Annotated in this window: 5 protein-coding genes; all 5 read left to right on the top strand. The window is 47.8% G+C overall.

Going from position 1 to position 11,325, the window contains the following annotated elements:
* The first annotated feature begins 11 nt into the window (after nucleotides 1-11).
* From ABZR88_RS13555 to ABZR88_RS13535, 5 genes are read left to right on the top strand one after another with little or no spacing between them, the layout of a single operon-like run.
* Nucleotides 12-3,275 (top strand): SusC/RagA family TonB-linked outer membrane protein, encoded by a 3,264-nt coding sequence (locus tag ABZR88_RS13555; RefSeq protein WP_107826819.1) that lies wholly within the window; start codon nucleotides 12-14, stop codon nucleotides 3,273-3,275.
* A 13-nt stretch (nucleotides 3,276-3,288) separates the two neighbouring features.
* Complete coding sequence (locus ABZR88_RS13550) at nucleotides 3,289-4,833, top strand: RagB/SusD family nutrient uptake outer membrane protein (RefSeq protein WP_107827117.1); 1,545 nt, start codon at nucleotides 3,289-3,291, stop codon at nucleotides 4,831-4,833.
* 19 nt (nucleotides 4,834-4,852) lie between these two features.
* The gene (locus tag ABZR88_RS13545; protein WP_107826820.1) at nucleotides 4,853-6,571 is read left to right on the top strand and encodes a fasciclin domain-containing protein; all 1,719 of its coding nucleotides are present in this window, start codon (nucleotides 4,853-4,855) and stop codon (nucleotides 6,569-6,571) included.
* Between the two features lie 55 nt (nucleotides 6,572-6,626).
* Entirely contained in the window at nucleotides 6,627-8,132 is a 1,506-nt protein-coding gene (locus ABZR88_RS13540) for a fasciclin domain-containing protein (protein ID WP_107826821.1), read from the top strand.
* A 20-nt stretch (nucleotides 8,133-8,152) separates the two neighbouring features.
* A complete protein-coding gene (locus ABZR88_RS13535; protein WP_107826822.1) occupies nucleotides 8,153-11,314 on the top strand; it encodes a SusC/RagA family TonB-linked outer membrane protein in 3,162 nt (1,053 codons plus the stop codon).
* The last annotated feature ends 11 nt before the right edge of the window (nucleotides 11,315-11,325 follow it).

Here is an 11,325-nt window from a genome sequence, read left to right as displayed (position 1 = left end):
TCCACGCAGACATGAAAACACCATTTTATACCAGTATTTTCTTAGTTCTATGTTCTTTTCTGTTGCTGAGATCTGCCGCCGCACAAACTATTGTGCAAGGACGGATTACTGATAAATCAGACAAGCAGGCGGTGATAGGCGCCACTGTAATTGAGCAAGATAAAGACAAACGAACCGTTACCGGCGTATCAACAGATATCAACGGTAACTTTGCTATCCGTATTTCAAACACCAATAATAAACTGGTTGTATCCAGTATTGGCTACAAAACTTTTACATCGGGCCCCATTGGCAAGCAAACTACCATCAACGTGGTGCTTGAGCCAAGTGCCAGCAGTTTGGGCGAGGTAAATATTACGGCCAGCAAAACGGTGAGCACCGGTGGCCTCAATATTTCTAAACGTAACTCTACCGCGGCAACGGCCACCCTAAACGCTAAGGATGTAGAAGATCTGGCCGTGTCGTCTATAGATCAAGCGCTGCAGGGCCGTCTTTCAGGTGTGGATTTTGGTACCACCTCAGGTGATCCTGGTGCGGGGATGTCTATCCGTATCCGCGGTACTTCATCTATCACCGGTAATGCTAACCCCATGATTGTGCTGGACGGTATGCCTTATGAAACCGAGATCCCGGCCGATTTTAACTTCGGTACCGCTGATGATCAGGGTTATGCCCAGTTACTGAACATCGCTCCGTCTGATATTAAAGATATCACCGTACTGAAAGATGCCGCCACTACCGCATTGTGGGGTTCAAGGGCTGCCAACGGCGTGTTGATTATCAATACCAAGCGTGGTACCATTGGCAAGCCGGTCATTACCTATAACTTTAAAGGTTCTGTATCAGTGCAGCCCAACCCGATCCCCCTGCTGAGCGGCGATCAATACTCCATGCTGATCCCGGAAGAGTTTATGAATGCCACCGGCGTGCCGTTAGACTTTTTGGGCAACAGTGGCCAGAACAAGGCTTTCCAGTATGATCCGTCTGATCCTTTCTATTATTACAACTACAGCAACAATACCGATTGGGCCGGTTTAGTTACCCGCAACGGCACCATTCAGGATCATAACATGTCTATCAGTGGTGGTGGCGAGAAAGCTCGCTATTATGCATCTGTGGGCTACTATAACAACCTGGGTACCACCGTAGGTACGGCGTTAAATCGTTTAACCTCAAAAATCAACCTGGATTATATCGTGTCTGAAAAACTGCGGTTCAGAACCGACTTAACCTACACGCACGTAGTTAATAACCTGAACTACAGCAGCGGTATCCGCGATATTGCCTTCCGTAAGATGCCAAATATGTCGCCTTATTTGTATGACGAGTATGGCACGCTCACGTCGGCTTATTTCTCGCCTGAGTCTAACATCCAGGGTAAGTACTCATCAACCTACAACCCGCTGGCCATGGCCAATGAGGGGAGCAGCAAGCTGTACGGCGAGCGCATTACCCCTAAGTTCTCGGTGATTTATGATGTTATTCCAAACGTGCTGCAAAGTACCTTCGACGTGCAGTTTGATATCAACAACACCAAATCAAAAACCTTTTTACCGCAGATTGCTACCGGTCGCCCGAGTACCGATGTAAACGTTAACCGCGCTACCGACAATGATGGCGACTCATACAACATCGCCTCAAAGTTTAACCTGATCTATACGCCGCGATTTAACTCAGACAAACACCAGCTGAGTGCATTGATGTCATTCCAGACTAACGAAAGCCGCTCTGCATCTTATGGCGTTACCTCTACCAATACTGCGTCAAGTTACCTGCAAGACCCATCTGTGCCGTCGCTGGTGAATATTGATGGTTTGAACCTGCAATCAACCCAGGGTCTGTCCAGAGATATTGGTTTGCTGGCGCAGGCACAATATGAATACCTGGACCGCTATATCATCAGCCTGAACGCCCGTATGGATGGCAACTCCAAATTCGGTCCGGATAATCGCTATGGCATCTTTCCCGGTATTTCCGGCAGATGGCGTGTTTCTGGTGAGCCGTTCATGAAAAAGACAACCAAGTTTATTGATGAGCTCAGCGTGCGCTTTAGCTATGGTGCCAGCGGTAAGGCGCCGGGCGGTAGCTATTTCAACACGTATAAGCCGTTAGATTGGTCGTATGCTGGTCGTGCTGCCATTGTACCAACCAACATGGAGCTATCCAGCCTGAAATGGGAAACCGTGGTGGGCAAAAACCTGGGTTTTAACCTGGTGCTGTTAAAGAACCGCATTACGCTGGATGCCGAGATTTATCAAAATACTACCAAGGATATGTACTATCCAGGCCTGAACATCTCTACCGTAACAGGCTTCAATAAGATAGATATGAACGTGGGTACCATGGATAACGACGGCTGGGAACTGAGCCTTTACACCGTGCCATTGAAAACCAAAGATTGGACCGTAAATTTTGATTTTAACATTGCCCGCAACACCAACAGCATGCGTTCCATATCAGATTTCTACCCGCGCGAAAGCTCGGTAGGGGTGCCGGCGCAGGGTAACTACAAATCATACCTCATTTTAGGTAACCCGTTTGGGTCATACTACGGGTTTAAGTTTAAAGGAGTTTATAAAGATAAAGCGGCCACAGTTGCCCGCGATCAGGATGGTAAACCCATCATCGGTCCAAACGGACAAACCATTTATATGCGCTACAACTACCCGCAGGTTGATTATGTTTTCCAGCCGGGTGATGCCATGTATGAAGACGTTAACAAAGACGGTAACATAGACTATATGGATATGGTGTACCTGGGCAACGGCGTACCAAAGTTTGTAGGCGGTTTTGGCCCGACTATCTCTTATAAAGGCGGCATCAAGCTATCTGTATTCTTCAGTTATCGTTTAGGTTATCAGATTGTAAACCTGGCACGTATGAACACCACCCGTATGTATAACTGGGATAACCAGAGTGCAGCGGTACTATCACGCTGGCGCAAACCCGGTGATATTACCAACATGCCAAGAGCGCTGTACAACGAGGGGTACAATTGGCTCGGGTCTGACCGCTACGTAGAGGATGCTTCTTTCTACAGATTGAGTGCCGTAAATATCAGCTACTCGCTGAAAAACTCGGTGGTAAAACGCTTAAGACTAAGCTCGCTAAGGTTTAACCTGACCGGCCAGAACCTGTTTACCTGGACAAAATATACCGGCCAGAATCCGGACGTGAACACTGCCGGAAGCAGCAACCCATTCTCTTATCCTAAAGATAATGCGCTCACCCCGCTGTCGCGCACATTTACCCTTGGTGTTACCGCCGGATTTTAAAAAAGCATTTGAGATGAAAAATTTTAGAAAATATCGATACCTGCTGTTGCTGCCCATGTTTGTGGCGGCTATGTGCTCATCGTCTTGCAAAAAGTGGCTGGATGTACGCCCGCAGGATGGTTTAATTAAACAAGATTACTGGCAAACCAAAGAACAGTTGGATGCTGCCGTGATGGGCTGTTATGGCTCGTTGCTGGCCGGTTCTACCATCCCGCTGTCTAAATACCTCTTTATTTGGGGCGAATTGCGTGGCGATATGGTTGCCGCGCGCTTTGAGCCTGATACCGAAGAAGGGGAGGCGGCACTGGGCGTTCAGCTGCGCGATGAACTGAGCATGATTCGTTCAGACATTGCTGCCACCAACACTTTCACCAATTGGGAAGCGGTTTACAAAACCATTAACTATTGCAACACCGTCATCAAATTTGCACCGGATGTATTGCAAACCGATAAAACGCTCACCCAACAGCAATTGAACGCCTACCTGGCCGAAGTACGAGGCCTGCGTGGGTTGATGTATTTCTACCTGCTGCGTGTGTTTAAAGAAGTGCCACTTAAACTGGATCCAACCGCTACTGATAAAGATATTACGGCGTTGGCCAAATCTACCGAGGCGCAAGTTTATGCCCAGGTGATCAGTGATTTGAAATATGCAGCAGAAAACGCGCTGCCGGTATATCAAACGATAGCCGAAGATAAAGGTCGCGTTAATCAATATACAGCCTACGCTGCACTGGCAGACGCCTACCTGTGGATGGACGATTATGCCAACTGTATAGCCGCCTGCAACAAGGTCATCCAATCAAACAAATACTTCATTTTCCCGGCCGGAACTTACCAGGACGACTGGTACCGCAATGTTTTCTTTAACGGCAACTCGGTCGAAGGAATCTTTGAGTTTCAGTTTGATGCTCAGAAACAGAATCCGTTCTACAACATGTTCAACTCCGAGTTTATGGCGCGGGATTGGGTGGTACAAGGCGGATTGTACGGTATAGATCTGGTTAACAATACCAAAGATATCAGGGGTAACGGTACCTCTATGTCTGAGGCCACCGGCTCAATTCTGAAGTACCTGGGTAAAACCAACACCACGTCAGACACACACTGGTTTGTTTACCGCTATGCCGATGTTTTGCTGATGAAAGCCGAAGCCCTGGCCTGGTTACAGCCCGGCAACGTGGCCAACGGCACCGAAGCCGTTGCCATAGTAAATCAGTTGAGAACTAATCGTAGCGCGCTTAATGTGGTGATGGATAAAGTAATTGAACAACCAGATCCTTCACTGAGCGATAAAGTAGCCGCTTTTGTATTTGACGAGCGCGGCCGCGAGCTGGCTTTTGAAGGTAAGCGCTGGTTTGATATTCTGCGCAATGCCAAAAGAAACAACTACGCCAACGAGAAAATGCTGCTTGACATTGTGTCGGCCAGCGCCCCGCCAAGCAAACAACAGACGGTAATTAACAAGTACAAAGATCACCGCAGCCATTACCTGCCTATCTACTATTACGAGCTGCAAACAAACAAGTCTCTGGTACAAAACTCATTTTACAACTAACCATCCAAATAAACCGATTATGGAAAAAATTTCTAACATCAGGATTCGCTGGATAGCAATCATACTGGTTTGTATGGCCGCCTTAACAGCATGCAGAAAAACCACGCTTGTTGAAAGCACAACAGATGCTGTGAACATGACTAACTACTTTAAAACCCGGCCCGAGACTTTCTCTGAGCTATCCAAAGTTTTAAAGCTGTCAGAAACAGCCTCGTTTTTAAATGCCTACGGCTCTTATACCTTTTTTGCACCAACCAATGATGCCATTAAAGAGTACCTGCAAGAGAAAGGCAAAACCAAAGTAGAAGATGTGCCGGCTGCGGATTGGAAAGATTTTATCCGCTTCCATCTGCTGGAAGATTCTATCCCGACTTCAAGGTTTACCGATGGCAAGCTGCCAAACTTAACCATGTATGGCCAGTATCTGGTTACCAGCGCGGTCAATACGAACGGCGTAACGGTGTTGCGGGTAAACCGCCAGGCTGATATTATTCAGGCCAATATTTCGGTAGGAAATGGCATTATCCACGTTATCAATCATCCGTTGAAACCAGCAACTCAAACCCTGGCCCAGTTGGTAGAGTCTAACCCCGATTATTCTATTTTCACTCAGGCACTGAAGGCAACAGGTTTATATGATGCCTTGAACTATTTGCCGGCCAACAACCCGGATACTACAAAGCGATGGCTCACTTTTATAGCCGAGACAAATGCATCGTTAAAAACTGCAGGTTTTGCAGATTTCGCAGCGCTAAAAGCTAAATACTCAAACACGGGCAACCCAACGTTGGCTACTGATAGCTTGAACCTGTTTATGAAGTATCACATACTGTATGATGCAAAATATCAGGCAGATATCATTGTCAGCACTGCGCATACCACCCTTGCGCCATTAGAGGTACTCACGTCAAAGTTAGACGGCCAAACCGTGCTGATGAACGATGATATTTTTAACAACGTCCATGAGATTGGTTTCAGCCTGGTGCGCGACAAGAGCGATCAGACCGCCAGCAACGGCGTACTGCACGAGGCATCGGCACACTTTGGTATTAAAGTACGTTACCCTTACCCGGTATATTGGGACGTATGCGATGTGCCAGAAATAAGGAAGATGACCTCGGTATATAAGAAAACCAATTATCCCTTCAGCAGGGCAGAGATCCCGGGCCTGGCCAACAGCATTCGCTTCAGTAGTTTACCGAGTGAAGGCTCATTGCAATATCTGTATGGCTCAGCACAAGGTTCTTCGTCTGCTTCTTACAACCGTGATGTTTTGCAAACGCCTATTGGTACCACCAGTCGTCCGGTTTGGGTGGAGTTTCATACGCCACTGTTAGTGCGAGGCAGATACAAGCTTTGGTGTGGCTACTATGTACAGGCGGCATCAAGCGGTGTTAGCGAGGCGCAGGCTTTTATTAGCAGTGAAGCTGGTGAAACGCCGGTGCCGCTATCTAACTCAAGGTTATTGAGTTTCACCGTAAAACGTCCGGGTTCTGCACCAGATGTAGAAGAGGCTATTGGATGGAAGATCTATATGGAAACAACGTCAGGCACGCAATCGGCCCGCTTGCTGGGTATTGTAGATATCCCGCAAACAGGTAGGTACTGGCTCAGGTTGCAGGCAGTTAACGGCTCGCAGAATACCAATAACATTGATATGCTGCAGTTTATCCCTGTTAACATGGATCAGCAATATCCAAAATTCAAACCAGACGGCACTCCAATTCCAAGACCATAATCCTTGTCACCCTGCGTGGCAATAGCTGCGCAGGGTACTATTATTCTATTAAAAAATGATCAATTCATACTACAAGCATATTGTTCGTTTGCTCCTGATTGGTTTACTGGCTGTAACGGCCTGTAAAAAACCATGGGACGACCACAACCAATTAAATAGCCAGGAGCTGGGTAAAAATCTGCTGGACGCCATTAAAGAGAAGCCAGAACTAAGCAAGTTTGCCGGGTATTTGGCGCAAACCGGTTATGATAAAGTGCTGGCATCCAGTAAAACATACACCGTTTGGGCGCCTGATAATATCGCGCTGCAATCGCTGGACGCCTCGGTTCCAACTGATACTGCCAAGCTGAAAGCGTTTATAGGCAACTGCATTGCTCCGCAGGTTTATTTCAGCACAACAGTGGGGCAGGGTCTAAAAATTAAAACCTTAAATGGCAAACAGATTGTTTTCAGCACCACCACTTTTGAAGAAGCCAGCATCACCTCGGCCGATCGTCAGGTTGGTAACGGCGTGCTGCATGTTGTTGATAAAGCCATTTTGCCAAAACCTAACGCGGCAGAGTTCCTGAAAATCTATGCCTCAGGACTGAGCAAGCAATTTACCTTCCTGTCAAAACTGGAGCATACCGAGATTGACACCTCAAAAGGGGTAAAGATGTATACCGACCCGGTTACCGGCAGGGCAGTTTATCAGGCGGGCACCACCTTCCCGGTTCAGCGTAATTATTACTATCAGCGTGTGGCCGACTTGTCCCGCGAGGACAGCGTGTGCACTTACCTGGTGTTGAATGACGCCGCCTTTGATCAGGAGAAGAGCAAGCTGAAAAACTATTTTAAGCTGGATGACGCAAACAAAGCCGATAGTTTAATTCAGTGGAGTGTACTAAAAGATCTCACCATCTCGGGCATCAAAACACCGGATCAACTGGCTGCGGGCGTAACGTCACTAGCCGGGGTGAAGCTCCAGGTGGCTGCCAATGCTATTGTTGAAACACGCAAGCTGAGCAACGGTATTGCCTACGTGATTAATAAGCTGGATTACCAGATGCTGGAAAACAAAATCCCGACTATCGTGATAGAGGGTGAAAATCCGGATTCTATCCGCACACCGTCTGCTGTGGTGCGTAAAATTAAGCGCGACAATACCGGTGCACTTTTTACCGATATCCTGGCCAGCGGCATCACCTCAACAGCCGATCCGATGTATCATCTGCGGTATAAAACCACCGCTTATTCTACTAAATACAAAGTGATCTGGCGGGCCATCAATGATATATATACCTCAAACGTGTCTATGAAGGTAGATTTTGGTAATAATCAGACTTACCCTAAGGCAGCGAATCCTCAATTGGTCAGTACCGGATACAAGGCGATAGCGCCGTTAATCAATCCAACAACAGGTTTGGTTAACCCAACGGCCTACAACGAGGTGGTGCTAGGCGAGTACACGCCAGATAAGTACGGAACGCTTTATGCATTCCTGGTGGCAAACACCGGCGCTTCAAGTACGGCGCCAACTGCCTTAACGCTCGATTATATCAAACTTGTGCCTGTTAACTAACGCATTAATCCCTGAACTCTATGTACATTTCTAAAAAACTGGTGAAGGTTTTTCTGTTGCCAGGCATATTTTTTAACCTCATATCCATCACGTCGGTTGCGCAGGAAAAGCCGCAGCCGGGCCTGAAAATAAACGGTGTGGTAACCGAAGCTGCCACCGGCAAGGCGCTTCCCGGTATCAGCGTTAGCGCGGTTGGTTTCTCTGCAGCGCTAACAGACAGTACCGGTCATTTCAAACTATCGGTACCCAACAAACGGGTGATCCTGAATTTTTCCGGTCAGGGTTATCATGCACGCCAGGTAGCGTTAAAAAGCCGTGAAACGCTGAAAGTGGAGCTGTATGATGAAAGCCTTCAATCGCTTTCAGACGTGGCCACTACCAGTTATTCCAACAAACCGCTTTTGCAGACCACGCAGGCCGTAACCACTATTCAAACCAATGGCTCGTGGAACAAAGCGCCGGAGACACCCGACGCTTATTTACAGGGCCGCGTGGCGGGCTTAAATGCTACACGCCGTTCAGGTACGCCCGGTATTGGTGCCGATTTGCTTTTAAGGGGATACAACTCGTTGTACGCCACCTCGCAGCCGTTGATTGTAGTTGACGGAATGATCTATGACGTTAGTCAGTACGGCAGCTCATTAATTGGCGGGCACGTTACCAACCATTTTGCAAATATTGATCTGAAAGATATTGACAACATCACCGTAATTAAAGATGGTGCCTCTATGTACGGCACCCGCGGCGCCAACGGTGTTATTCTGATCACTACCGGCCGCGCAAAAGATGTGGCTACCCGTTTTGATTTTGCGGCCTACGGCGGTTTTAACAACAAGGTGTCTGAGATTCCAGTGATGAATGCCGGCACTTACAGAAGCTATCTTTCTGAATTGTTGCGCACTAATCCGGCTTACACCACACAGTCTATCCAGGCGCAGCCTTACATGAATGATAATACCAGCAATCCTGATTATTACCGTTACCACCAGAATACCGACTGGCAGGATAAGGTTATGCAAAACGGCTATGTTCAGAACTATTATCTGAAGGTTACCGGTGGTGATAATATTGCTACCTACGCCCTGTCATTAGGCTACCTGAACAACGATGGCCTAACCGCTAACACTTTGCTTAAACGTTATGAAACACGTTTCAACGCCAACTTAAACCTATCACAAAAACTAAAAGCGCAAGCTAACCTGGCCTTTACCAGGAGCGAGCAGCAACTGCGCGACCAGGGATTGAGCTTTGACACCAACCCGCTGTACCTGGCGCAGGTAAAAGCGCCGTTCCTGTCGCCTTTTGAAATTTCTGACGCCGGCGTAGCATCACCTAACGTGGCCGATGCGGATATTTTTTCTATCAGTAACCCTTATGCCGCTGCTACCAAAATTCAGGAACTGAACAGGAACTATCGCTTTACGGGGTCTATCTCATTTGTTTATGAGTTTAACAAAAAGTGGACGCTGCAAACCTTACTGGGGGTAAACTTTGATAAAGTAAGAGAGAACACTTTTATCCCACAGGAGGGCATCGTTCCACTCAACCTGCCATCAGCGGTAGCGTTGAACCGTACGGCGGCAGATGTGCAGCGTTTGTTTGGGGTTTATAATGATACCCGTTTATCATTCAACTACGCGGTTAACCCATCGCACCAGTTCTCTGCAAATGTTGGCTTCCGTTATAACAACAACAAAACCGAGTCTGATTACGGGCAAGGCTATAACACCGCCAGTGACAAGTTTGTAACCCTTGGCGGCAGTAACGCCCTACTGCGTGTTGTAGGCGGCGATCTGGGCCAATGGAACTGGCTGAACACCTATGCCAATGTTGATTATAAGGCGTATGATAAGTACTTCCTGTCGCTTAATCTGGCGGTAGATGGTTCATCGCGCTTTGGAAAAGATATCCCTTCAACCCTCAGCATCAACGGTAATAAGTTTGCGGTTATGCCATCGGTAGCTGCGGCCTGGCTCATTTCTTCCGAGCCTTTTATGGCCCAGAACGGCTTTATTGAAACGCTGAAGCTGAGACTGAGCGCTGGCCGTGTGGGTAATGATGATATTGGCAATTACTCGGCCCGCAAGTATTACGTAACGCAAAGCCTGCTGAGCCGCCAAGGCTTGGTGCTGGGCAACATTGGTAACTCTGCTTTGCAGTGGGAAGATAACACCAAGCTCAACGCCGGTCTTGACGTATCGGTACTGAAAGATCGCCTGTCATTCAGCTTTGATGTGTATCAGAATAACATCTCTAAAATGCTGATCTATGAACCGGTTTATACCTCTACCGGCTTTAGCACAGCGCTTTCTAACTCTGGTTCGATGACTAACCGTGGTGCCGAGTTTGCTATCAACGCACGCATCATCAACACCAGAAAAATTAAGTGGGATGCAGGCTTCAACATCAGTCGCTACAAAACCAAAATGACGGCCCTGCCATCAGGAGATATTGTTACCGATTATGCCGGTGCTACCTTCCTCACCACCAAAGGCGGTTCTGCCAATGCATTTTATGGTTACCAAACCAATGGCGTGTATACATCGGATGCCGAGGCTACGGCGTCGGGCCTGTTAAATAAAGTAAGCGGCGGCGCGTTAGTGCCGTTCAAAGGCGGCGATGTGCGCTTTGTAGACAGAAACGGCGACAAGGTAGTTGATGAGCGCGACCGGACTGTGATCGGTAATCCTAATCCTGATTTTACGGGTGCTTTCAACTCGCGTTTAACGGTTAAACGTATCTCGCTCGAGGCGTTGTTTGCCTTCAGCAAGGGCAATAGCATTTACAATGGGGTGAGGCAGGAACTAGAGTCAATGAGCGGTTTTCAGAACCAAACACCAGCCGTTGCTAACCGCTGGCAATCAGCCGGACAGGTTACCAATATGCCAAGGGCCGTTTGGGGTGATCCTGCTGCCAACAGTCGTTTTTCAGACCGCTGGATAGAAGATGGCTCGTATCTGCGCCTTCGCACCGTATCGCTTAGCTATGATGTGCCGGTAAAGAACACCTTTTTGCGTTCGCTTACGGTTTATGGCATAGCTAATAACGTGTTCACGTTTACCAAATACCTGGGTTATGATCCTGAATTCAGCGCATCCCCAAGTCCGTTTGCAAGGGGAGTTGATACCGGTTTGGAGCCACAGTTCAGATCGTTGCTGTTTGGAGTTAGGGTTGGTTTATAAATTATTGCAAA

This window comes from Mucilaginibacter yixingensis (assembly GCF_041080815.1).
Lineage (GTDB): Bacteria > Bacteroidota > Bacteroidia > Sphingobacteriales > Sphingobacteriaceae > Mucilaginibacter > Mucilaginibacter yixingensis.
This window is presented reverse-complemented; position numbering and strand designations above follow the sequence as displayed.

Coding starts and splice junctions, on each gene's coding strand:
- ABZR88_RS13555 (WP_107826819.1), top strand. CDS start 12: ATGAAAACACCATTTTATACCAGTATTTTCTTAGTTCTATGTTCTTTT.
- ABZR88_RS13550 (WP_107827117.1), top strand. CDS start 3,289: ATGAAAAATTTTAGAAAATATCGATACCTGCTGTTGCTGCCCATGTTT.
- ABZR88_RS13545 (WP_107826820.1), top strand. CDS start 4,853: ATGGAAAAAATTTCTAACATCAGGATTCGCTGGATAGCAATCATACTG.
- ABZR88_RS13540 (WP_107826821.1), top strand. CDS start 6,627: ATGATCAATTCATACTACAAGCATATTGTTCGTTTGCTCCTGATTGGT.
- ABZR88_RS13535 (WP_107826822.1), top strand. CDS start 8,153: ATGTACATTTCTAAAAAACTGGTGAAGGTTTTTCTGTTGCCAGGCATA.